Genomic DNA, 25303 nt, shown 5'->3' with positions numbered 1-25303 from the left:
AATTTATGGTTTATCCTATTGCCTCGCGGTTATTGGGTTTTTGTATCTATAATTGGCTGAGCTTCCCATTACTCCTCCAGGTAACACATACTGCAACTTCACGTTATATTTACCATACAACATAAACTTATATTCTGAGGAAATTATACTAGCCTCAGGAGAACTTGCAGATATCAATCCGTTTGTATAATCATTGATTACCCGATCTCGTATATCTACATAATCATTGAAATAAATTTCCGGAAGGTTATATCGATAAGGGAATCTTGTCGCCCTCCAATTGAGATCTACATTATTTTCAAGGCTGGTTAAATAATTACTCAGTACGGGTAATGCCTTTTTAGGTATATATCCATATTCTGTAGCATCTCTGGTAATACTATATGTTGACCCCTGGCCATACTTATCATACAAGATAGGATTGATATCTTTTAAGAAATAATTGTCTTTAAGGTCAGACTCTATAGTTACCAAAGCTTTATTTTCTGAATACTTATTTCCAATCAATTCTACAATATCAAAACCTTCAGTAAAATCAACTTTTGAAGTTAAGTACAGTACTACCGAATTAATTTTCCCCCAGTTATCTTCATTGACATTGATACTATTAATCTTATCTGCAAAGGTTTTATACTGACTTGATTTAAACTCGTAAGAAAGTCTTTCTATTTCGCCATCTCTTAGCACATTTTCTGCAGTATTAGTGCTAATTTCAACCGTATTATCTTCACCAAAATCAACAGTTTCGGAGTTTATAGTACCCTCTGGTCCACTGGATGATTTGGTAGTACTCACTATACTTAACATATACTTTGTTTCACGATCCATCTTTGGAAACGCATATCGTATCTGGTTACTAGAGGTATCATAGTTAAAATCCACTTCTTTAATCGTACCTACCTCATCAATATATTTCACAGTACTTTTCCACTGAGAGCTATCAAACAAGTAATCCTGGCCTCTAGACAATTGAATATATCCATCTTTATATTCGTTGGTATAGAATAGTTGTTGATCTACTACCGGATACGAATATTGAATATTATTTAAAGGAATATATTTTGGTGCTGTACCCGTAGTAAAATTTCGTTCTTCTACTTCTATTGCTTTTTGTCCATCTACAAAAATAGTTTGGAAACTACCATTCACTTTTTCCTGAAAACTTACTTCTACAGTTGCTTTTAGTTTAGTATCTGGAGGAAGAATATCATCTGAAATAAACGTGGCCCTGTCATTCATCTGCCCCCACTCAATCGTCCCTACTACTTCTTCTCCTGCTTCATTGGTAACCGTAAATTTTTCAAGAATTACCTTATAGGTATTATCTCCTGTATCTTCAGGAATAACAATAGGTTCGTTGACTCGCATAGCGAAAGCCGCCTGCGGAGCTACAAAGACATCAATATCCGAGTCTCCATCTTTTGGGGTAAGGTCTGTAATCATTTTAATACCTCCCATTGGAGCTGCATTAATCAATTCGCACTCTTTGCCAATAGTAAGTTTAAATCTGAAACTTCCTTTGATCATTCCGCCCAGAAGGTTATAGTATCCACCTACATATCCTCTAAACCAAAAAGGGTTTGGACCTTTACCTTGCAACAGTACCGCTGCACCTCCTTTAATAATTGGGATTTTCTTTTTGATAAAGAATAACTTGATTCGTATTCCTAGCTCTCCTTGTAGATAGGCATAAGCCTGACCGTTGGCATACCAACCGTTAATTCCAATTTCGTCACTGCTTCCTTTACACCTTGCTTCTCCATAATCTTTAAGCATGATATCAAATCCTACTCCAGCCTGGAAACGAGCATACAGAATGAGGAATCTGATATCCCCAGTATCTACCTTAAAATCAGAACCAAAAGCAAAACCTCTTCCTTCGCCAAGCGCATTGAGATCTCTCATATAATCCAACTCGTCCGCATCTACCCCCAAAATCTCTGCTACTTCTGGCGGTGGCGGAGGGCTTCCTGGTATTCGGTCTCCCATCATAAAATATCCTCCCGTTTCCAAAGAAAACGGACCTACACCCATTTTGAGTCCTAATCGATCGGTAGGTGTTCCAAAATGAACATACCATTCTTCTTTCGAGATATGCACTACTCCCCATCCCGCTCTTCCTCGAGATGCACGACCACGGATAATTCCTCCGGCCACATTTACATAGAGGTCGAAAGTAGCATGAAAAGAATCGTTAACAAAGTCAAACTCCATTCCCATCTTGGCACTAATAGCAGCTTCACCAACGATTTCTGGTTCGTATTCTAAATCAGCTTTATCAAGAAAAGTTTTTCCGGTTTGACTATCCATAGCCCCCTGGATCAACTCGTTGTCTACCATTTTGCTCAACTTCTCACTAAGCTTACCAGCTGGATTTGGGAAATTGAACGCTTTCATCATTTGGGCTTCTCCAAACAGTCCTAATCTATTCACTCCTCCGCTGCGGTTAAATTCAATCTCAAAACCAGCACCAACCGCAATTGCGCTCTCATCACCAATCGCTGCAAACACCATTGCTTTTACCCCAAGGCTTGAATCCTCATTAGGCACATACGAAAGTCCAGAAGGAGAAAAATCCGGACCTGCATTAGGTCTGCGTGACATACGATAAAAAGCACCTCCTGCAAAACCTGAAATTTGTAGAGGACCTACATTTATTTTAAGACCACGAACTGCAGCATCTACATACCAATATCTAAAATCTGTCTTTCCAAAAATAGCTTTACAGGTGATCGGACCAAAACTTCCAAAGGTACCCTCGATATCCGCAGCAAATCCATCTCCATACTCAGGATCATCATCCATGAGTTCTAATCCTCCTCTGAGCTTTATAGCTCCCATATTGGCTTCCAGGTTGATTCTGGAAAGGTCAATACGGTCATATTTCCAACGTTGTTTAAAGTTCTCTTCCTGGAATTTCCCAAAAATCCCAAGTCGGGCATCTGCAGCAAAACCTTTGCTTTCTTTGCCCATGAGATTGATCATCAGATCAAACTCAATTCCTGCTTCAAATTCGTTCGAAGAAAACGCAATATTGGCAATAGAAACTGGGAAATTTGCCAATTTCACTTGATCTCGATACCCAAAGTAGGCCACTTGTATAACTGGAGAAGTAGTTTGTAAGACTAAATCCTGAAACTCTATTCCTTTAAATTGTACGGTATGATTTTGCTGATCAGCGCCCTCGCCTGTAGTATAGGTTTGTCCTTCGTTTGCTAAAGATTCCTTTTGACTTGCTGAAATGGCCATCCTTCCATTAAGTACAGCTTTGGGCCTGAAATTTCCTTCTACCACCTTCATCTCTACAGATGAATTTGGCAATAGTTCGGCTTTGGCCCTAAATACGTCAAAGCTTAAGGTATCCAAAGTAGATACAACCAATCCATATTCATTTTCAGAGATAATACCTTGATATCCTAATCCCATTCTTCCATCTTCACCATCTGCAGTAGTACCATTTCTATCTCCTTTATCAGAAATAGGAAGCAGTATTTGCCCTTCAAAATCTGCTCCAATAAGCCTGCTGGCCGCAAGATTTATCCCAATTTTATCTACAGAATAGGCCCATGATTTTGTTTCTGAAGTTCTCCCTTTTCCTAGCGTAATTACATTTTCTGCAGAAAAATACCCTGATACTCCATATCCGTCAATTAAAAGATTGGCAGCTTCGAAAGTAATTCTACTCTTTTGTGTGAGGGTTTCAGTGGATTTAAATTCTTGAGGTAGTCCTACCTTAAGTGATTGCACATAAACACCTCGCCATGTATCCGGATTTGGTAATAACAACCCTTCATCGTGATAATATTGTGGGAAATTCACGTTTTCTGTACGCAGGTCGCTAAAATCGAACACTGCCTGATTTACCGAGAACATAAATTTATCAGGTTGGCTAGCCAATACAAAAGGAGAAAGGCTAATCTCTACAATCATATCATTCCAATCGGAAGCAACCGCTTTGAAGGCACCTTTTACTCGATTTGGGATTTGAATAGGCTCTCGAACCGCTCCGGTATAAGTAACAGTTTCTGGCAAAGCTTTGCCTGTAGGGTCTACAGGTAAGATCATATTTCGAGAAAACTGTACCTCTCCTTCAATCCCCATTTCTTTTACCCCATCACAATTAATGGTTACAAAGGTTCTATTTTGAGTTTCTCCCGTTCTGTAATCAAACCCTCCTTTAAGGATTAACAGCCAATTACCCGCATTGAATGGTATAAACACATCTCCTAAGAGTACCAGGTTTGCATCTCCTACGATTCCACCTTGATGAGATAATTTGACATTATTGGCTCCAAAAAAGAGCTCTATCGGTAACCCATTTTCGTCTGATTGAGGTAATATCACCTTGGCAAACACTGTAAGCTCAGTATAATCTTTGGTAAAACGAGCCTTTACAAAACCTAACTGGTATTCTACTTCATTTATTTTTTTCTTTATCCCAACCGGTAATACCTGAATATCTTCATTCCTAAACGAACCAATCCATCGACCTGTACTATCAATTTCATTAAACCCCTTTTGAGCCTCGGCTCTGGCCTGAATAACATCACTATTAGTAGTTGGAAACTCTTGCGCTATATTTTCAAACGTAAATTCTGGAGAAGTAATCGAAGTAAATACTTCTTGGATTGGAAATTTTTCTTCTAAATCTGGTAGTTGTACAAATGAGGAAGGAAGTAGTTCGTCTTTGGAATTTACCTCATCTTTTACTGAAAGAGAATCGTTACCCGTATTGGCAAACCCAAAACAACATAAATTAAACAGAACCGTTACTAAAAGTAGTTTTAGTCTCATACAAAGTTTTAAGAGTAAGGTGTGTAATCATAATCCCCTTCCTCAAAAACTAAAACTCTACGAAAACATTTAGGGCATTATTTTCAACAATAGCTTTTTAACTTAACTATAACGTTAAATTTAACATTCTATTGTGGTGTAAAGATAATTAAAAAAACACAAGTCGAAATGCATCAAAATCATCACCCTAAAAATATGTAAACCAAGGAGTTTAATGCATTCAAAAACACCGGTAATTTTTGTAGAAATATCAGCAACTTTAAACTACAAAAGAATATCTTTCAACGCTTCAAAGTTCATTTCATTTTGAGTTCCGGACTGCATGTCTTTTACAGTATACGTTTCTTTCTCTATTTCTGAAGTTCCCACCAAGATGACATAAGGAATTGCTCTTTTATTGGCGTAACCCATTTGCTTTTTCATTTTTGCACTATCTGGATATAACTCAGCAATGATTCCTTCGCTTCTTAACTTGATAATTGTTTTGGCACAATACAACGCTTCTTTATCTCCAAAATTAATAAACAACGCTTTGGTGGATAAGGCTACGGTTTCTGGAAAGAGTCCTAATTCTTCTAGCACCAAATAAATTCTATCCAAACCAAAAGATATCCCTACCCCACTCACATTTTTCAATCCAAAAATACCCGTAAGGTCGTCATATCTTCCGCCACCACCAATGGATCCCATTTTCACCTCTTTTGGCGCAGCTACTTCAAAAATTGCTCCTGTATAATAGTTCAACCCCCTTGCCAAAGTTACATCCAGATCCAAATTCGCAGTCTGTAGCGATATTTCATTAATTGTATTGGTAATAAACTCAAGCTCCTCTACTCCTTTTGTTCCTTCTTCAGAAGAAGCTAGCAACGTTTTAAGCTTGGCTATTTTTTCTGTAGTACTTCCTTCAAAACTGAATAATGGTTTCACCTTTTCTATCGCTTCATCAGAGATCCCTTTTTCTTTCATCTCCTTTTTTACACCATCTTCACCAATTTTATCCAATTTATCCAAAGCTACTGTAAAATCGATGAGCTTATCGCTAGCACCAATCACTTCGGCAATACCAGAAAGGATCTTCCTATTGTTGATTTTGATCGTAACCCCTTGCAAGTTCAACTTAGTGAATACCTTATCATACAATTGGATCAAATCTATCTCTTGCCAAAGCGATGTACTACCCACCACATCGGCATCACACTGATAAAATTCTCTAAATCTTCCTTTTTGAGGTCGATCTGCTCTCCATACCGGTTGAATCTGGTAGCGTTTAAACGGAAAGTCAATCTCATTTTGATGTTGTACCACATATCGCGCAAAAGGTACTGTAAGATCGTATCGCAAAGCTTTTTCACTAATCTTTGCAGTCATTTTTGTACTATCCTTAGCCTGATATAAGGTTTCATCTACTTTCTTCAGATAATCACCGCTGTTTAGGATTTTAAAAATAAGCCGATCTCCTTCTTCACCGTATTTACCCATCAAGGTTTCACTATTTTCAAAACTAGGAGTTTCAATAGGCTGAAAACCAAACAACTTAAATTGTTCTTTGATCGTATCCATGATGTATCCTCTTTTTGCCACCTCTACTGGTGAAAAATCTCTTGTTCCCTTAGGTATAGAAGGTTTTTGTGCCATTTGCTTTGTTCAAATTCAAGACGATTGTATTCGTCTGTTATAAGGTTGCAAATATCTAAAAAAGACTCAAAATTTGAAGACAAATATGTATAAGACTTTCTTCAAATCATAAATTTTGTTTTTTTGGAGTAACTTTAAAGGGGTTTTGTAGTCTTATAGAGCAAACCGGTTAATTGTATACTTATGTTTTCACTGTTTAGAGAGAATGTTAGAATCGCGATGGATTCAATTCGAGGTCAGGTACTGCGTACTGTCCTTACTATCCTAATTATTGCCATAGGGATCACGGCCCTTGTTGGTATTTTGACATTTTTGGGTGCTTTGGAAAAGACCATTACTGGGGATTTTGCCTCCATGGGTTCAAATACTTTTAATATCCAGCGATACGAATTTAATACCAGAAACAATCGTAATCGGGAAAAAGTTAATCCTATTATCAGTTATCGTAACGTAAAACAATTTGTCGATAAGTTTGAGTTCCCTTATACCAAAACATCTTTATATTTTACGGGTACACGAAATGCTGAAGTGCGTTTTGAAAGTGAAAAAACAGATCCGGAAGTGGCAGTATTGGGAGTTAATGAAAATTATTTGGAAAACTCCGGTACAGAAATTGAAAAAGGAAGAAACTTTACCTTTTTTGATATCGAAAATAACAATCATGTTTGTTTAATTGGATCCGATTTCAAAAAGAGTTTGTTTAAAAACACAGATCCTATTGGTAAAACGATCAGTATTCGTGGTGCAAAATTTAAGATTATCGGTTTATTAGAAAGTAAAGGAGCTACCTTCAGAAACAATCAAGATTTACGCGTGCTTATCCCTATTCAAACCGCAAGATCAATTTATACCTTGCCCAATATCAATTATAACATAAGTGTAAAAGTTAATGACAAACAATATTTGGAAGGCGCTCAAGATGAAGCTATTATCACTTTTAGAAATGTGAGAGGACTGAATCCCATAGAAGAAAACAATTTTGGGCTCGAGCGTAGTGATGATCTAATTAATCGTATAGCTAGCATTACCTCTTATTTATACATAGCCGCATGGATCATTAGTATTATTACCATCTTTGGTTCTTCGATCGCACTAATGAATATCATGTTGGTATCTGTAACTGAGCGCACTAGAGAAATAGGGGTTAGAAAAGCTTTAGGAGCCAAAAAACACACTATTTCTGGTCAGTTCTTCCTGGAAACAGTAATCATAGGGCAACTTGGAGGAGTGATCGGTATAATACTCGGGATTCTGGTAGGAAGTCTTGCTGCAAATTTATCTAATTTTCAGTTTTCTGTACCTTGGCTTGCCATGTTCGCCGCAGTGGTGACTTCATTTTTGACTGCTGTTGTCTCTGGTTTATACCCCGCTATAAAGGCAGCCAAGCAAGATCCTATAGAATCTTTGCGATATGAATAATGTGTAACCGCTAACTTATAGTTCTTTAGCGTTTACCAATTTTTCAAAATAATGATATAGTTCCCCACGGGTGATATTGGCTCCTTTCTGGATTAGCTGAAACTTATCCAGGTTTCTATCTTCACTATACCCTTTTGATGCATTGTAAAAAACCACATCATCGTTCATCAAATTGTCGCGAAGCCAACTGTAACCTTCTTGAGTTGTAAGATCAATACTGTCGTTATTTACTTTTATCGCAATTAGATGCATTTCGTTTTCGTCTAATTCGAACAGATGTATTTGATCTTGTGAAAAATGTTCTAAGTACTGTGCATTCCCTAATACTTTTTCCCATACGAGATCACTAAACACGTCTATCTCTTCCTCTGCTACCTCAGGTTTATTGACTTTGATTTCACTCCATTCTTCTGCAGTTATCGATTGGGTTGCCAAGAAGTTAATAAATTCAACATGTAACTCTTCTAATTGTTCCTTGCTTAACCGTTGGTATTTCATTGTAATAAACTTTTATTTTCTCGTTTGAAATGGTTTGCAAAAGTAACTATAAATTGAGGATTTACATCAATAATATTCAAAGTACATTTCAGTTTGATCATCCTTAAAAAAATGAATTGCCAAGAAATTTACCCAAACAAAAAAAGGCGCCTAAACCGGCACCTTTTATCTTAAGTATATTATGACCTTAATTAAAAATATATCGTAATCCCACCTGTGCCTGCCATCTAGAATCCAAACTAAAATCGTTGGCAAAAGTCCTGGTTTGAGAAACATCAAATGAATACAAAGGAGTACCTGTATTATCTACACTCACCCCTATAGGCTGATCATTTACAGGAATTTCGATTACCCCCCAATCCGAATTCAATAAGTTACCAAAATTAAGGATATCCAAACTTAATTGAATGGTATTGGTTCTGTCTCCGATTTGAATATCATAATCCTGAAGTAATTTGATATCCCATCTTCCCCTCCAGGGGCTTAATATTGCATATTTCTCTGCATAGCTACCTCTTCGCTCGCGTAAATACTCATCTTGCTGTATATACGCTTCCAAAGCGACTCTTTGTGCTTCTCTCTCGTTGAAATCGGCTCCACTAAAGTTATAGGTCGCCAATTCATCTGTAGTAGGAATATAAATCAAATCATTAAGTGGCGAGCCATCTCCATTGATGTCTCCAGAATAAGTATACGAGAATCTTCCTCCTTGCGCATATTCGTAAAAAGCACCAATAGATGTTCTCCATTGCTTATTTTTACCGTAACTGAACGTTTTGTTTAACTGTCCGACAATACGGTGCTTATCCCCATAACGCGCGGTGGTACTCACCGCTTGATTTACATTTCCCAATGCAGGATTTCGATCAAAAGCGTCACTAGAGATTTCAGCATCTAGAGAACTTGCATCTTCTGCTTCGAGGAAATTATAGGCTATACTCGCATACAAACCATTTTGAAAATTCTTCTGCAACTTAAAAGACCAGTTGAATGAGTGCCCAACATTGGTATTGGTGAAGACATAAGCATTGGTAATTCCGCCAAATTCATTAACTGCTCTATCCGAAGGTAAATATACAGGTCGATTATCAACCCCATTTAGTGTACCGCTCGGCGTTCTCAATCCAAAGTTTCTTACCATCTGCGCATTTACATCCTCTGTATAAATAATATCTGTAGTAGCTATGATCCCATTTTTAAATCGGTAATCAATACCTAGACTGTTTCTCCAAACTTGAGGAAATCTAAAATCAGGAGACGAGGTGGTATAGAAAAAGAAATTTGGATTTGCTACCTGGTTTCCAATCCAAACAAAAGGTAAGCGTCCTGTAAAAATACCTATTCCTCCTCGAATTTGGAAAGAGTTATCTCCTTTTACATCATAATTAAATCCAAATCTTGGAGACACCAACAATCTACGTGTTGGTAGATCCAAACTATTTAACTGTGTTGGATTTCCATTCTCATCAAAATAGGTAATACCTGGCTGATAGTTCCCATCAGGAAAAGTTCCTCCTGCCGCTCTTTCGATATTCTCAGCAATTTTATCTTCGGTATCAAAATATAGCGGCTGATCGATTCTTAATCCATAAGTCACCGTAAGTTTATCATTTATTTTCCATTTATCCTGGGCATACAATGCAAACTGACCCACATTGGTTTCTGCCAAGGCCCAACTATCGTTGGCATTATTGGCAGCAAATACATTTTGTGCATTAGCCAGTGCTGCTCCAATGGTACCATTATTAATGGCTTCTTCAAAACTTGTTCCTGGGTTTAACGGATCTGTTCTCACACTCTGAAAGGCATCAAAAAAGGTACTTACTGGCCCCTGACCAGCATCGGCATCTCCAGGAAAATCAAACACCCCAAGATTAAAGGAGTTGTCGAACTCAAATCTTTCAAAAGTACCCCCAAAGGTTAAGGTATGATCTCCTGTTACAATATTAAGGTTATTTGTCACCTGATACACTCGTTGTTCCAAACGGTTGTTGATCGAAAAAGGCTCATGTCCCGCAACAATATAGCGTACACCTTCTTCCTGAATATTGATCGGTGGTGCAGGAGCAGAAAATGGATCCCTACTATCATCAAAAAATGTATATCCAGCTTGAAACTTATTAGAAATATTACCTTTGGATCCAAAGTTTGAGTTTAACTCTACTAAGAAGGAGTTAATCTTATTATTGATTCTATATCCTGAGTTTCTAAATTGAAGTGTTGTCAAATCAGGACCTCTTCTACCAATTGCCTCTGGATTAGCAGGAAGATCTCTTGAAGCGTCCAAAAAATTGTAAATAACTGCCAAACGGTGATTGTTATTAATGTTCCAATCTAATTTCAGGATACCCTTTGTAGATTCGGTGTCATGCGTATATCCTTCAAATGGACCCGTTTCGTAACCCAAAGTAGCCAATTGCTGGGATACAAATTCCAAATCTTCAGCAGTTACACGGGATACATTTGCTCCTGATAATCCAGGTCTTGCTGCCAAGAAGTTTGACCCTAGATCTTCACGATCATCTTTTTCAAAATTTCCAAAAATGAATAATTTGTTCTTGATGATTGGTCCTCCTACACTCACCCCATATTGAGCTTGCGTAAGATCAGGTACTATAATATCATCATCCCCTACTTTATCTCCGGTCATATCCTGATTACGATAAAATCCATATACCGTACCTTTCCATTGATTGGTACCACTCTTGGTGACTGCATTTACCGAAGCTCCAGTAAAACCTGCCTGAGTGACATCATAAGGTGCGGTAGACACCTGAATCTGATCAATGGCATCCAGAGAGATAGGTTGCGCATTGGTTTGACCTCCTGGAGTAGCAGCATCCAATCCAAAAGGGTTATTAAAGATAGAACCGTCTAAACTAAAGTTGTTAAACTGATCATTTCTACCCCCAAAAGAACCATTACTAGACGCAGTAGGTTCTAAACGATAAAAATCTGCCGCAGAGCGGGTAATGGTTGGGAGTGCTTTCAATTCTCTGTTCCCAATACTAGTCTCTGCGCCAGTACGCTCACTACTAAAGGTATTACTCTTATTAGATGTGATAACCACTTCTTCTAACTGGTTATCATCTTCAACCAAAACAATCGAAGCATTATAGGTTTGACCTAATTGAAGAAAAACATCATCAATTAATTGCTTCTTAAAACCTACATAGCTAATCGTAATTCTATAGGGGCCACCAACCCTAAGATTAATCAAATCAAAACGTCCGTCAAAATTGGTAACGCCTCCATACGATGTACCTGTAGGACTATGAACGGCAGTTACATTTGCTCCTGGTAACAACTGATCATTATTGTCGTATACCACTCCCGAAATATTAGAAGTAGTTACTTGCGAATGACCAATAAACCCAGCAATTGTAACAAAAAGGAGGAAAATAACTTTTTTCATATAAACTTGCGTGAATTTAGGTAAGTATTAATCTACTATTAAATTTAAAATAAAAAGATCGCTCAAATGAGCGATCTTTTCTTTATTTATACTAGAGTTATTAACTACTTAGCTTGTGGTATAACTTCAAAGTTAAGAGGAGCAATCACTGCTCTATGAAGACGAACAGAAGCTTCGTACTGACCAAGACGTTTAATGTTTCCTCCTGGTACAGAAATATATTTCTTCTCTAACTCTACACCTTCTTTAGCAAGTGCCTCAGATACATCTGCATTAGATACAGAACCAAATAACTTATCTCCAGCTCCTACTTTTGCAGCGATCTTAATTTCTAAATCTCCGATTTTCTTAGCTACTTTTTGAGCATCTTCGATTTCTTTCTTCTCTTTAAAAGCTCTTTGCTTTAATGTTTCAGTCAACACTTTCTTTGCAGAAGGAGTAGCCAACACAGCAAAACCTTGAGGTATTAGGAAGTTACGCCCATAACCATTCTTCACTTCTACGATATCGTCTGCAAATCCTAGATTTTCAACGTCTCTTTTTAATATAAGTTCCATAATGTTATGACGAATTTTATTTTAATAAATCTCCAACGTATGGCATTAATGCTAAGTGTCTAGCTCTTTTTACAGCAACACTTACTTTACGTTGATATTTTAATGAAGTTCCTGTTAAACGACGTGGTAATAACTTTCCTTGCTCGTTTACGAATGCCATTAAGAAATCAGGATCTTTATAATCGATATATTTAATACCTGACTTTTTGAAACGACAGTACTTCTTATTTTTTGTAGTATCTATATTAAGTGGAGTAAGATATCTGATCTCTCCGTCTTTTTTTCCTTTAGCTTGTTGTTCTATAGATGACATAAATTAAGCTTTTTGTTTGTTTCTATTTCTTCTCTTCTCTGCCCAAGCAATTGCATGTTTGTCTAACTTTACAGTTAAATAACGCATTACTCGTTCATCTCTTCTAAATTCAACCTCTAAAGGGTTAATTGCTTCACCAGATACCTGGTATTCAAACAAATGATAAAAACCACTCTTTTTGTGTTGGATAGCATAGGCAAGCTTCTTAAGCCCCCAGTCCTCTTTTGATATCATCTTGGCACCGTTAGAAACAAGAATGTCTTCGTATTTCTTAACTGTTTCCTTTATCTGGTCTTCAGATAAAACGGGATTCAAGATGAAAACAGTTTCGTATTGACTCATAAAAATCTAAAATTAAATTAAAATTGGCTGCAAAAGTAATACTATTTTTTGTATTTTCAAACTCCTCTCTCACTTCGATGAAACACCTTTTTTATCGATAAAAAGCGTAAAATGTTTGTGGAACTAATATATATTCATTAATATTGTATTGGAATATTTAACAGTATGCAAGTGGAACAATCTCAATTAAAATGTGCGGTCGTGGATGATTCCCGCCTCCAAAGGCTCGCCATAGTTAAACTTATAGATGAACATTCTTCACTAGAACTAGTGGCAGAATGGAACAATGCTATAGAAACTAAAAACGGTTTACTCGACACTCCGGTTGATCTTTTATTTCTGGATATCGAGATGCCAATACTTACTGGGTTTGATTTATTAGACGACCTAGAAAACAAACCACATATTATTTTTGTTACCGGGAAAACAAAATACGCTTTTAAAGCTTTTGATTATGATGCTGTTGATTATTTAAGAAAACCAATCAAAAAAGATCGGTTTAATGCTGCTGTAGAAAAAGCATTAAGTATGTCTCGTTTAGGTTCAGAACATGCTGCAGTAGAAGACGATGATTACATTTTTGTAAAGAGCAATTTGAAAAAGCGTAAAATCTTTTTGAATCAATTAAAATATGTAGAGGCTTTAGGAGACTATGTAAAACTGATTATGGAAGAAGGAGATCCTATAGTAGTTCTTGCAACTATGAAATCTTTTGAAGCACAATTACCAAGCGATCGTTTTTTAAGAATTCATAAATCCTATATCGTAAATCTGGATAAGGTAGAACGCTATAACAGCCGAAACATAGAAATCGCTGATGAAAAGATTCCTTTAAGCCGTCATAAAAAGCATTCTTTAATAGAAGCTCTCAACGGTTAATAATGGATAAAAATATTTAGAAGGATCCCGCGCATTGCGGGATTTTTTTATACCCCTATTGATTATCTACATTATAAATTACCCGAACTCCAGAAAAGTCTTTAATACTGCTGAACGTGGTATTTATTTTTTTGATCACTGCTTTGGTTTTAGATAGTGACTGCCCTTGTGGGATTTTGATCAGGATATTTTTATGATATTGATTGCGTATTCTGGCTATAGGTGGGAACTCTGGTCCCAGCACATTGTCTTTAAAAACATTCCTTAGAGATTTAGCCAACCACCCGGCAGCATTATTTACTTTGTTATAATCTTTATGCTTTATAGTGATCTTAATCAACCTAAAAAACGGAGGATATTTATATTGATGTCGTTCTTCTATTTGATCCTTAAACATCCCTGAATAATCATTAACCGAAACCTGCTGAAGAATTTGATGAAAGGGATTATAGGTTTGTACTAATACTTTTCCTCTCTTTTCGGTTCTACCAGCCCGACCCGACACCTGTTGTATCAATTGAAAACTTCGTTCGTGAGCTCTAAAATCAGGGAAATTGAGCAAGTTATCAGCATTCATAATACCCACGAGGGTTACATTCCTAAAGTCTAAGCCTTTAGAAAGCATTTGAGTTCCTACCAAAATATGAACCTCTCCTTGCTCGAATCTATTGATGATCTTTTCGTATCCATGCTTTCCTCTTGTAGTATCCTGATCCATTCTGGCGATCACATGATCGGGAAAAAGGTCTACTAGTTCTTTTTCTATTTGCTCTGTTCCAAAACCTTTAGTAGACAAGTCTGTACTAGAACATGACATGCATTGCTGCTGCATCGCCATATGATATCCACAATAATGACACCTAAGCTGGTTTTTATAATTATGATACGTAAGACTCACATCACAATTTGGACATTGCGGAGAGTGCCCACAAGTATTGCATTCCACTACTGGAGAATACCCTCTTCGGTTCTGAAACAATATCACTTGCTCTCCTTCCTTCAGCGCCTCCTGAATATTTTCTAAAAGCACATCGCTAAAATGCCCCGTCATTTCCTTTCTTTTATACTTGGTTTTGAGGTCTACCAAATTAATCTCTGGCATTAAAACGTTCCCATGTCTTCTTGTAAGCTCTACCAAGGCGTATTTTCCTTGTTTTGCATTGTAATAGGTCTCCAAGGCTGGTGTTGCAGACCCTAATAGTACTTTTGCGCCAAACATTTTTGCGATTACAATGGCAGTATCCCTGGCGTGATATCTCGGTGCCGGATCATATTGTTTGAATGTACTTTCATGTTCTTCATCAACGATAATCAAGCCCAAATCCTGAAAAGGAAGGAAAATTGCCGATCTGGCTCCAATAATTATTTGTGCCTTTGACTTATTGTCTCGAATGTTATTCCAGGCCTCTACTCTTTCATTAACCGAGTACTTTGAATGGTATACTGTGAGCTGCTCTCCAAAGTACTGTTGTAATCTACTAATCAACTGCGTGGTTAAAGCAATCTCTGGTAGTAGATACAATACTTGCTTTCCTTGCTGTATAACTTTTTGAATCAGTTGTACATAAATTTCGGTTTTCCCAGAAGAAGTCACCCCATGCAACATACATACTTCTTTGTCGGTAAAAGAATGTTCAATTTCGTCTAAAGCTTTTTGCTGATACGGATTCAATTGTTTGGCATCTTCTACACTATCCGAATGATATTGCACTCGATCGGTTTGTAATTGATACACCTCAAGCACTTGCTTATCTACCAACGCTTTGATCACAGCAGAAGAAGTATTTGAAGCTTTTACAAGTTCGTTTACCTTAACTGGATCTTCGCTCTTCGCTTGCAACGTAAATAAGTGCATCACCACTGCTTTTTGCTTTGGAGCCCGGTTCATTTGATCCAATAACGCTCTCAAATTATCCTCATCTCTATATTGTTGATGCAATTGCACACAACGTACTAACTTGGGTTTGTATTGCTCATAAATCTCCTCCTGAACAGTAATTGCTCCTTTTTCTATCAAACTTTTGATGACCGGGAGTACATTTTTCTTTCCTAGGATATCAATAATTTCCTGTATCCTTAGTACACTTTGATAATGCAGTGCTTCATACAGCAAAAATTCATCATCTTTTAGATCAGATTCATCAATAGTTAATTCCTTTTTATTGATGATCGTTTCGCTCTCTAACAAAAAAGCCCCAGGTAAGGCCGCGCGCATTACTTCTCCCTTACTACATAAATAGTATTCTGCCATCCACGTCCAAAGCGCTAATTGCTTTTGAGTAACAATGGGGATCTCATCCAAAATATGTTCGATTTCTTTGGCTTCATATACTTCTGGAGGAGTTTGATGTACATTGGTGACAATAGCTGCATATACTTTGGTTTTCCCAAATTGCACTGCCACTCGCATTCCTGGTTGGATAAAGTTTGCTTCGGTTTCTGAAATACGATACGTAAATTCCTTATGAAGCGGAATGGGTAATATTACATCTATGAAATAGGGCGTTGTCAAGAAATTAAAATACTGAAAAGTGAACTATTGTCACAAAAATACAAGTTTAAACGATAGTATGTCGATAAACTTATAGAATAAAAAAAGCCTGAAGCTTGGTCAATGCTTCAGGCTTTTATCTTGTTATATGTAGAAATTCTTTATTTGCTAATGCCTAACATTCCTCCTTTGATAATTTGACAAGCAGGTTCATGTCCTAGCCATATTTTGAATAAAGCATATTTAAAATCTCTTCCTTTAATGAATCCAAGTTCTTTACCGTTCTTAAACGTTTTGATTCCTTGTCCTTTTAAGTACACTAAGTCATAATAGTCATTGATTTCCATTGGAGAATCAAATAACTTCAAGAAATCTTCAATTCTTGCATCCAAGCTTTGTGTGTTTCCGTACATCGCATCATCAAATCCTTTTCTGAACACTTTGATCATTCTTTCGTTGGTTACCTTCTTGGAAGCGATATTCAAACGAATAGCCATGGTTTCATCAGAATCCAATACTTTTTTGTCTTCGTTATATTTTTGCTTGGTATATAACGCTCCAGAATATGTCTTGAATGAAAGTACTTTACGCATTGCTCCTCCGTTAAAAGTCAACTCTTCTTCTCCAAAAGTTAATTTCTCAGGAACAACGATATCATCAATTCTTATCTGCCCAAATGATGTGACAGAAAGCATAAGTATAAAAACTAGGGTAATTGTTTTATTCATGGTCTTTGTTTTAAAGATTACCCTCGTTTAGTTACTTAAACTTCTAAAAACTAACACGGAAAATGTTAAAATTTTAAAAAAAACAATTTCGTATAAAAAAAATATTGGGGAAATTTACGCCTTAATCCATTGTTGGGTACGATATAAAAATGCAATATACCCTCTTACATTGAGCACTTTAGGATTGTCTTTATCGACCCATATTTTACATCGATAGACTTTCCCATTTTCGGGATCGAGGATGGTACCGTCTTCATATCCATCTCCATCTTTCTCAAGACCTTTGATGATCACCATTCCTTCAATAGGTTTATTGTGATCACTTCCTTTACACTCTTCGCAAAGATTTCCTCTATCGGCTTCGTTCAATATTTGTTGAATCTTACCATAAATTTTATCTCCCTTTTTATAAATCTCAACAATCGATCTTGCTTCTCCGGTATTATCATCAATGGTTTTCCATTTTCCAATAATTTCTTCCTGTGCGTTTACTGTTGCTGACACCATCATCAATAGTGCAAAAAGTCTAAAAAAAATCTTCATCTTGTTTATGTATTTTTGTTTTGATAAATATGAAAACAAAACCATCTACTAACATAAGCAGATGGTTTTATATTTTTCAGCTTAGATTCGCATAATGATTTACTGCAATCCAAGCATTCCTTTTTTCAAAGCTTCGCTTGCTGGTTCATCACCCAGCCAAATTTTAAATAAAGCATATTTAAAATCTCTTCCTTCGATCACTCCAAGTTCCTTATCATTTTTGTAGGCTTTAACACCAACTCCTTTTATATATACAAGGTCGAAGATGTCATTCTTAACGATAGGCTCAGAAAAGAACTTAATAAATTTATTAATTCTTTCATCAAGAGCCTTAGTATTACCAAAAGTAGCTTTCTGAAAACCGTCTCTAACGGCTTTAATCATTTTCTTTTGGGTCACAAAGCCAGAAACAATGTTGAGTTTAATCGCCATAGTTTCATCTGCATCCAGAATCTTTCTTGGATCCTTACTCGTACCTTGCAGGTATAGACCTCCTGCATACAAATCAATCCATAGCATTTCTCGCAAACCTGCTCCATTCAATTTCAATTCTGTTTCTGCAAAAGTCTGCTCATAAGGTAGTATCGCCTTGTTTCCAACACGAATTTGAGCACTTGCAGAAGCCATTGAGATCAATGCAACAAGCATTAAAAAAGTAACTTTTTTCATTATAAATTAAGGTTTATTTGGGGGTGGATTAATACTTAAGATTTGTTTTCTCGCCTTTCAAATATAATAAATATTATGCAAGCATAGCATTTATCTAAAAAAATGTTTACGTTGTCAAGTGTACAAAAATACGATTATATTCTTTTGATTAGTAGTCACCTAGCATTTCTTTTTTAAGACCTTTGTCAGCTGGATTTGATCCTAACCAGATATTAAATAATGCTTTTTTAAAGTCAAGACCTTCAACGTATCCTTTTTCAACTCCGTCTTTATAGATCACACTACCTTTTCCTTTTTCGTAGACAATATCATAGATTTGTCCTTTTTCTATCTCTTCTTTGATAAAGCCAATAAATTTTTCGATTTTATCTTTTATTGGAACAATATTCCCATTTGTTGATTTATCAAAACCATCTCTAAGCGCTCCTTCCATTTTACTTCTAGACATTAACCCAGAAACGATATGTAATTTTATAGCCATAGTCTCATCTGCCTGTGCTATAGTACTTGCCTTATCGCTTTTTTTCTTGAGATACAGGCCTCCTGCATATATATCAATAAAAAACTTCTCTCTTAATCCCCCACCATTAAACACAAGGCTTTCGCTATTAAAGGTTACTGTTTGTGGTAATGTAGCTGCTCCAATTTTAATTTGCGCTTGAGCAGATACAACAAGGATAAGGGCAAAAAATAATAAACTTAATCTTTTCATTTTGTTAATTTGAATGTTTGTGTTAGTTATAAATATTTACGGTTCAAAATTCTTTCTAAGCTGAATCAATGATGCATTCAATTCGAAGCCCAATAATAGCAGGTTTGCATTGAGCCAGATATAAATCATCAAAATCAGCATTGCTCCAATGGAGCCGTACAACTGATTATAATTTGAAAAATTGTCGATGTATATTCCAAATAAATAGGTTGTTACTATAATTAAAAAAGTGGTCATAAAAGCTCCCGGTGAAAAGAACTTATTTTGTTTCCCTTCTGAGGTGCCAAAATAAAATAATGTAGCAATGATTACAAATATCATGAAAACAAATAACGCATATCGCCCTACTGTAAGCCAAAAAACTGTATCATTTACCATCCCTATTTTATTGAGATTATCCACTAAATAGGTAAAATAAATCGTACCTATAACGGTAATTAACAATAACGATGCCACAATTATAGACACACCCAAGGCTACTACATATTGCCTTATAAAATTTCTATTGAGCGTTACATGATACGAATATTCAAACCCAGAAAACACCGCATTTATTCCGTTGGTCATCAAAAAAATAGATAACAAAAAAACGGTGGACAATAATCCCCCTCTTGGATTTGAGGCTATATCTTCAAAAATGGTTTTAAAAAATGCAGAGGATTGTTTGGGTAGTGCCCCATTGATGAACTCAAAGAAGTTTTCCTGATTGATTGGTAAATATGGAATAAGGTTCAGAAGAAACAGCAAAAAAGGAAATAAGGATAAAAAGAAACTCCATGATATTGCTCCTGCTCGGGCTGAGAAAGTTCCTTTGATGATACCGGTAACATAAATCTCTACTAAATCATATACCGATAATCCCTGAAATCCAGGAAGAACTAGCTTCTTCCCTATTTTAACCAACAAATTAACAATAGGGATTTTATTAAGCTTATCTTCAATTTTCTTCGACATATATTACATTGCTTTCAGGCTTAGATCCAGATTATATACAGAGTGTGTTAACGCTCCACTACTTATATAATCTACCCCGCACTCGGCATATTTTCGTACCGTATTCTCATTAATCCCTCCACTAGACTCGGTCAAGCAAGTATCTCCAATAAGCTCAACTGCCTTTCTAGTATCCTCATAGTTAAAGTTATCGATCAAGATTCTGTACACTCCTAGTGTTTGTAGAATTTCTTTAATTTCATCCAGATCTCTGGCTTCTACAATTATTTTAAGATCAAGGTCTCGATCTTTTAAGTATTTCTTTGTCTTTTCTATGGCTTGAGTGATCCCACCAGCGAAATCAATATGATTATCTTTCAGCATCACCATATCGTACAATGCAAATCTATGATTTTCTCCTCCTCCAATTTTTACCGCCCATTTCTCTAACGCACGTATCCCCGGGGTTGTTTTTCGGGTATCCAAAATTTTGGTTCCCGTACCAGCCAACAATTCAACGAAGTGATTGGTTTTGGTCGCAATAGCACTCATTCGTTGCATAGCATTCAATACTAACCGTTCTGCTTTTAAAATAGAAAGTGAACTTCCTGAAACATAAAAAGCTTCATCACCATATTTCACTTTGGATCCATCCTCTATTTTAACATCAATTTCCATATTAGGGTCCACATATTGAAACACCTGCTTTGCAAATTCAACACCAGCCAAAATACCTTCATCTTTAACCAACAGTTTTGCTTTTCCCATTGTGGTTTCAGGGATACAAGCCAATGAACTATGATCTCCGTCCCCTACATCTTCTCTAATGGCATTTGCAATGATTAATTCTATTTCTTTTTTAAACTGCGCTTCGCTAATCATATTGAATGGTTATTTTTGCTAATGTAGCAAAGTAAACGCTAATTGTAAACTATGAATATAAAATTACTGGCGATTGGCAAAACCGACGATAAGCAAATGAATCAGCTTATCGACAACTATATCAAGCGGTTATCACATTATATCAAATTTGATTTTGAAATAATTCCTGATCTCAAAAATGCAAAAAACCTGAGTGAAGCACAACAAAAGGAAAAAGAAGGCGAACTTATTCTGGGTAAACTCACTACTGCTGATGTGCTTATTGTCTTAGATGAAAATGGGAAACAATACGATTCTGTAGGATTTTCGGAAGTTTTACAGAAATATATGAATAGTGGTATCAAACGATTGGTTTTTGTGATCGGGGGTCCCTACGGTTTTAGTTCGCAGGTGTACCAACGAGCGCAAGCCAAACTATCCTTATCCAAAATGACGTTTTCTCATCAAATGATCCGGTTGTTTTTTATAGAACAACTATATAGAGGGTATACCATTCTAAGAAACGAACCTTATCATCATAGATAATTGATAAAAGGCACTCATCTCAGTCAAACTCTAGCAACTTCAACTCAATTTTCGATTGTAAATTTCATGAATTCCAATTTTACAGATTATCTATTAGAAACCACGGGAGCTACCTCATGTAAAGAAGTAGAAGTCATCCAAAGCCTATGGAGTGGGTACGGTAAGATATCGAGGTATCAACTAAAGAATTCATCGATAAATACCGTAGTTGTAAAGTGTATCTCACCAGACTCATCAGGAACGCATCCCCGAGGGTGGAACACCACAAACTCGCACAATAGAAAAATACACTCTTACAAAGTGGAAACAAATTGGTATCAACAATGGAGCTCATTATGCAATGCGAATTGTAAAATTCCTAGCTTGATAGGTTCTTATACTGAAGGAAATCAACAATGGATTATTTTGGAAGATCTGAACACTAATTTTCCGTTACGAAAAACACAGCTTTCCCTACCTGAAATAGAAGCATGCTTACAATGGTTGGCAAATTTTCATATCACTTTTCTAAATAAAGCTCCCAAAGGCTTATGGGAAATAGGTACCTATTGGCATCTACAGACTCGCCCTGATGAATTCGAAAAAATAGAACATCAAGAATTAAAATCGAAAGCCCATCGTATTGACGAATTATTAAATCAATGTCAATATCAAACTATTGTTCATGGCGATGCTAAGTTGGCTAATTTTTGTTTTTCAGAAAATGGAAAAAAGGTAGCGGCTGTAGACTTTCAGTATGTGGGTGGGGGATGCGGAATAAAGGATATCGCTTATTTTTTAGGAAGTTGTCTCTCGAGTTCAGAATGCGAATTCTATCAGGATGAGCTACTGGATTTCTATTTTTCAGTACTGAAGACATCATTTGAAACCCATGATTTTGGTTTTGATTTCAGCTCATTGGAGCGTGAATGGAGAAAGATGTATCCTATTGCCTGTACAGATTTTGTTCGTTTCCTATTGGGCTGGATGCCAACACATCAAAAAGTAAACAACTACAATCGCAACATCATGAATTCTGTATTATCCAGTATATAGTCTCCTAGTCAAATCATCCCTAATGAAATCTATCAAATAAAAATGCTTTTAATTATTACATTTGCCAACAAATCAACCTGTCATTATGCTAAGCATCCTTAAAATTATAAAGTTTGATAATCTCCTGATCATCGCTATAGCCCAATTATGTATCCGTTATGGATTGTTTGAACCCTTTGGTATAGCAATTACACTTAATGGATTTGGTATTTTCCTGTTAATTTTAGCTACTCTTTCGATTGCCGCTGCAGGGAATGTGATTATCCATTTGAATGATGATGAAAAAACTAATGAAAAACTTGGAAATCGCTTATTTATTATTTTTAATGTCATAGGAGTTTTGCTAGGATTCTATCTTTCTAATTTAATTGGAAGGCCTGGATTTGCTGTCTTATTTATTATCGTTTCGGGGATCTTTTATATGTATGCTACCTACCTAAAGGAGATTCTGGTTGTCAAAAATATAATTATTGGTGTACTAGCCACCTTAAGCATTCTGGCCATAGGTATTTTTGACCTATTACCTGCCATTACCGAGAAAAACAGAGAATCGCAAACGGTAATTTTCTCCATTATTTTTGATTATTCTGTATTTGCTTTTCTAATCATAGTACTACGAGAAATTCTAAAAGATTGCCTGAATGTTGATAAAGATCATAATATGGGACTCAAAACCATTCCTATTGTCTTGGGAAAAGAGAGAACCATTAAACTAATCGGGATACTAGCGGTTTTACCAATTGCGGCTGTTATCTATTACATCTATACCTATTTGTTTTCGAATAGTCTGGCAGTAGTAGCTGTATTAGCTTTGATAGTTGCCCCGTTAATTTTCTTTATTATCAAAAGTTTTACTGCGGAAACTGATAAACAACTTCGACTTTTGAAACACTTGTTGCGGATTGTATTATTGATTACTGCCATCTCTTTACTTATGTATCAGTACTTGCTAAAATAGAATAACATGCTCAACGAAATACTTAAAGATTATCATGTAATTCTTGCTTCGGGTTCTCCCAGAAGACAACAGTTTTTTAAAGATCTTGGTCTGGATTTCTCCATTCAACTCAAAGAGATTGAAGAGATATATCCTGATCATTTAAAGGCTGAAGAAATTTCTAACTATTTAGCCCAATTAAAAGCTAGTGCATTTACTGATTTACAGCCCAATGATATTCTAATCACAAGCGATACAATAGTATGGCATAACAATAAAGCCTTGGGTAAACCCAAAGATCTGGATGAAGCTGCTAAAATGATCGCTTCTTTATCCAACGATACGCACGAAGTGATTACTTCAGTTTGTTTTACTACGACTACCCAATCAAAAACGGTGTTTCAAAGCACCAAAGTTACTTTTAAAGCCATTTCTAAAGAAGAAATTGAGTATTACGTAAAAACATATCAACCTCTGGACAAAGCAGGTGCATATGGGATACAAGAATGGATTGGTTTTATAGGTATCACTAATCTGGAAGGAAGTTATTTTAATGTCATGGGACTCCCTACCCACCTTGTTTATGAAACGTTAACACAGATGGCTACATCATAGCATTATCGTAATTTGCATAAAAATGCAAATAAGAAAACTATGAAAAAGTTCATTATACTCTCTGCTGTTCTTACCGTATTGGTGTTTATAGCATGTAGCAATATGGTTGCAGACGAATCTTCAAATGTTGCCAATGATAAAGTAATTCCTAATACCGACAAAAAAGGACTTTCTGAAGAATTTAAAAAATACTGGTACGCTGGGGAAGCTGAAATAACCTCTTATCAATTAGAACAAGCACGATACGGTGAAATCAGGCAGGGTAAAGCAGTATTAATCTACGTCACTGAGGATTTCTTACCAAAAGTACAGGTGAAGGCCGATTATCAAAACGCCAATAACATTCCGGTGCTCAAATTAAATGCCACCAAAAAGTTTAATACAGGTATTTATCCCTACTCCATTATGCAAAGCACATTTTATCCGGTATCCAACGATCGCCACGCGATAAAAGTATCCAGTTCTATGCAAGAATGGTGTGGTCATGTGTACGCACAGCTCAATAACAGAGAGCAATTTGAGATCATGTCGCATTCCTATTTTCAAGGTGAGGCAGATCAGGAATTAAAAGTAGACAAAGCGATTCTTGAAAATGAACTTTGGACCCAACTTAGAATTGCTCCGGATCAATTGCCGATAGGGAAAGTAGAAATCATTCCTTCGTTTGAGTATACCCGATTAAGACATAAAGAAGTAAAAGCCTATGCAGCGACCACCACTTTACAAAAAGAAGGTGATCAAAATGTATATACGATTACTTATCCAAAACTGAATAGAACGGTAAGCATTCGTTTTGCAAGTGCTTTTCCTTATGAAATTGAAAGCTGGGCAGAAACCTTTAAAAGTGGTTTTGGACCCAACGCCAAAGAATTGGTAACCAAGGCCACCAAAATAAAAAGTATTAAATCTGCCTATTGGGGTAAAAACAGTAATAAGGATGAAGTCTTAAGAGAAGAGTTAGGTCTTCAATAACCAAAAAAATATCAAATAACCTATAAGAATTCACTAATGAAAAAACTTTCAGAATCAGAAATAAAAGAAAAATTACAAGAGATTAATGGATGGGAGTATAACGAAAATGCTATTCATACTACTTTCGAATTTATCGATTTTAAAGATGCATTCTCGGTAATGACCAGAATCGCATTCGAGGCAGAAGCACAACAGCACCACCCCGATTGGTCTAATGTGTATAACAAACTATACATTAGTCTATCTACCCATGATGCAGGAGGAGTAACCGAAAATGATTTTGCCCTTGCAAAAAGTATCGAATCTATCATTCAAGGAGAATAATTTTTAAATTCTCTTTGGACAATACATACTGGCAATAGATATGTAGAACAAACATTTGCCAAAAACTTGGTTTCTACTTATGTTT

General features: G+C 36.2%; 22 protein-coding genes. 8 read left to right on the top strand and 14 right to left on the bottom strand.

Annotated elements, in window-relative coordinates:
• Positions 1 to 15: 15 nt before the first annotated feature.
• Positions 16 to 4794, bottom strand: coding sequence for a hypothetical protein (locus BUE24_RS00985; protein ID WP_139241886.1), 4779 nt, complete (start codon positions 4792 to 4794; stop codon positions 16 to 18).
• Positions 4795 to 5058: 264 nt separating this feature from the next.
• Positions 5059 to 6429, bottom strand: a complete 1371-nt coding sequence (hisS, locus tag BUE24_RS00980; protein WP_073312687.1) for a histidine--tRNA ligase — start codon at positions 6427 to 6429, stop codon at positions 5059 to 5061.
• Positions 6430 to 6612: 183 nt separating this feature from the next.
• Between hisS and BUE24_RS00975 the strand changes: the two genes are divergently transcribed.
• Entirely contained in the window at positions 6613 to 7848 is a 1236-nt protein-coding gene (locus tag BUE24_RS00975; protein WP_073312685.1) for an ABC transporter permease, read from the top strand.
• Positions 7849 to 7863: 15 nt separating this feature from the next.
• On the opposite strand, the gene BUE24_RS00970 is transcribed toward BUE24_RS00975, so the two are convergent.
• From BUE24_RS00970 to rpsF, 5 genes are all read right to left on the bottom strand, one after another.
• Positions 7864 to 8346: a DUF6495 family protein gene (locus tag BUE24_RS00970; RefSeq protein ID WP_073312683.1), complete on the bottom strand. Its 483-nt coding sequence runs from the start codon at positions 8344 to 8346 to the stop codon at positions 7864 to 7866.
• Between the two features lie 187 nt (positions 8347 to 8533).
• Entirely contained in the window at positions 8534 to 11761 is a 3228-nt protein-coding gene (locus BUE24_RS00965) for a TonB-dependent receptor (protein ID WP_073312681.1), read from the bottom strand.
• A 104-nt stretch (positions 11762 to 11865) separates the two neighbouring features.
• Complete coding sequence (gene rplI, locus BUE24_RS00960; protein ID WP_073312679.1) at positions 11866 to 12318, bottom strand: 50S ribosomal protein L9; 453 nt, start codon at positions 12316 to 12318, stop codon at positions 11866 to 11868.
• A 16-nt stretch (positions 12319 to 12334) separates the two neighbouring features.
• Complete coding sequence (gene rpsR, locus BUE24_RS00955; protein ID WP_073312677.1) at positions 12335 to 12631, bottom strand: 30S ribosomal protein S18; 297 nt, start codon at positions 12629 to 12631, stop codon at positions 12335 to 12337.
• Positions 12632 to 12634: 3 nt separating this feature from the next.
• Positions 12635 to 12973: a 30S ribosomal protein S6 gene (gene rpsF, locus BUE24_RS00950; RefSeq protein WP_073312675.1), complete on the bottom strand. Its 339-nt coding sequence runs from the start codon at positions 12971 to 12973 to the stop codon at positions 12635 to 12637.
• A gap of 165 nt (positions 12974 to 13138) precedes the next feature.
• Here rpsF and BUE24_RS00945 point away from each other — a divergent pair, with 165 nt between their 5' ends.
• The gene (locus BUE24_RS00945) at positions 13139 to 13852 is read left to right on the top strand and encodes a LytR/AlgR family response regulator transcription factor (protein WP_073312673.1); all 714 of its coding nucleotides are present in this window, start codon (positions 13139 to 13141) and stop codon (positions 13850 to 13852) included.
• A 55-nt stretch (positions 13853 to 13907) separates the two neighbouring features.
• Here BUE24_RS00945 and priA read toward each other — a convergent pair whose 3' ends face one another.
• The 7 genes from priA to nadC all read right to left on the bottom strand — a co-directional run bounded on the left by priA (position 13908) and on the right by nadC (position 20810).
• A complete protein-coding gene (gene priA, locus BUE24_RS00940) occupies positions 13908 to 16364 on the bottom strand; it encodes a replication restart helicase PriA (RefSeq protein ID WP_073312671.1) in 2457 nt (818 codons plus the stop codon).
• A 140-nt stretch (positions 16365 to 16504) separates the two neighbouring features.
• Complete coding sequence (locus BUE24_RS00935) at positions 16505 to 17071, bottom strand: chalcone isomerase family protein (protein WP_073312669.1); 567 nt, start codon at positions 17069 to 17071, stop codon at positions 16505 to 16507.
• Between the two features lie 114 nt (positions 17072 to 17185).
• Positions 17186 to 17614, bottom strand: a complete 429-nt coding sequence (locus BUE24_RS00930; protein WP_073312667.1) for a DUF2147 domain-containing protein — start codon at positions 17612 to 17614, stop codon at positions 17186 to 17188.
• A 99-nt stretch (positions 17615 to 17713) separates the two neighbouring features.
• Positions 17714 to 18283 carry a chalcone isomerase family protein gene (locus tag BUE24_RS00925; RefSeq protein ID WP_073312665.1) on the bottom strand — a complete coding sequence of 190 codons (570 nt, stop codon included), beginning with the start codon at positions 18281 to 18283 and terminating at the stop codon, positions 17714 to 17716.
• Between the two features lie 148 nt (positions 18284 to 18431).
• Positions 18432 to 18995: a chalcone isomerase family protein gene (locus BUE24_RS00920; protein ID WP_073312663.1), complete on the bottom strand. Its 564-nt coding sequence runs from the start codon at positions 18993 to 18995 to the stop codon at positions 18432 to 18434.
• A 36-nt stretch (positions 18996 to 19031) separates the two neighbouring features.
• Positions 19032 to 19949 (bottom strand): YihY/virulence factor BrkB family protein, encoded by a 918-nt coding sequence (locus BUE24_RS00915; RefSeq protein WP_073312662.1) that lies wholly within the window; start codon positions 19947 to 19949, stop codon positions 19032 to 19034.
• Between the two features lie 3 nt (positions 19950 to 19952).
• Positions 19953 to 20810, bottom strand: coding sequence for a carboxylating nicotinate-nucleotide diphosphorylase (gene nadC, locus BUE24_RS00910; protein WP_073312660.1), 858 nt, complete (start codon positions 20808 to 20810; stop codon positions 19953 to 19955).
• Positions 20811 to 20861: 51 nt separating this feature from the next.
• Here nadC and rlmH point away from each other — a divergent pair, with 51 nt between their 5' ends.
• The 6 genes from rlmH (at position 20862) to BUE24_RS00880 (ending at position 25218) form a co-directional block, all read left to right on the top strand.
• Positions 20862 to 21335, top strand: a complete 474-nt coding sequence (gene rlmH, locus BUE24_RS00905; protein ID WP_073312659.1) for a 23S rRNA (pseudouridine(1915)-N(3))-methyltransferase RlmH — start codon at positions 20862 to 20864, stop codon at positions 21333 to 21335.
• Positions 21336 to 21401: 66 nt separating this feature from the next.
• Positions 21402 to 22370 (top strand): oxidoreductase family protein, encoded by a 969-nt coding sequence (locus tag BUE24_RS00900; RefSeq protein ID WP_073312656.1) that lies wholly within the window; start codon positions 21402 to 21404, stop codon positions 22368 to 22370.
• Positions 22371 to 22455: 85 nt separating this feature from the next.
• The gene (locus BUE24_RS00895) at positions 22456 to 23328 is read left to right on the top strand and encodes a geranylgeranylglycerol-phosphate geranylgeranyltransferase (protein ID WP_073312654.1); all 873 of its coding nucleotides are present in this window, start codon (positions 22456 to 22458) and stop codon (positions 23326 to 23328) included.
• Positions 23329 to 23334: 6 nt separating this feature from the next.
• Complete coding sequence (locus BUE24_RS00890) at positions 23335 to 23922, top strand: Maf-like protein (protein WP_073312652.1); 588 nt, start codon at positions 23335 to 23337, stop codon at positions 23920 to 23922.
• Between the two features lie 39 nt (positions 23923 to 23961).
• Entirely contained in the window at positions 23962 to 24894 is a 933-nt protein-coding gene (locus BUE24_RS00885; RefSeq protein ID WP_073312650.1) for a septum formation inhibitor Maf, read from the top strand.
• Between the two features lie 36 nt (positions 24895 to 24930).
• Positions 24931 to 25218, top strand: coding sequence for a 4a-hydroxytetrahydrobiopterin dehydratase (locus BUE24_RS00880; RefSeq protein WP_073312648.1), 288 nt, complete (start codon positions 24931 to 24933; stop codon positions 25216 to 25218).
• Positions 25219 to 25303 lie beyond the last annotated feature (85 nt).

The organism is Aquimarina spongiae, assembly GCF_900141785.1.
Taxonomy (GTDB): domain Bacteria; phylum Bacteroidota; class Bacteroidia; order Flavobacteriales; family Flavobacteriaceae; genus Aquimarina; species Aquimarina spongiae.
The sequence above is the reverse complement of the archived record's forward strand: the minus strand, read 5'-3'. Positions and strand labels throughout refer to the sequence as shown.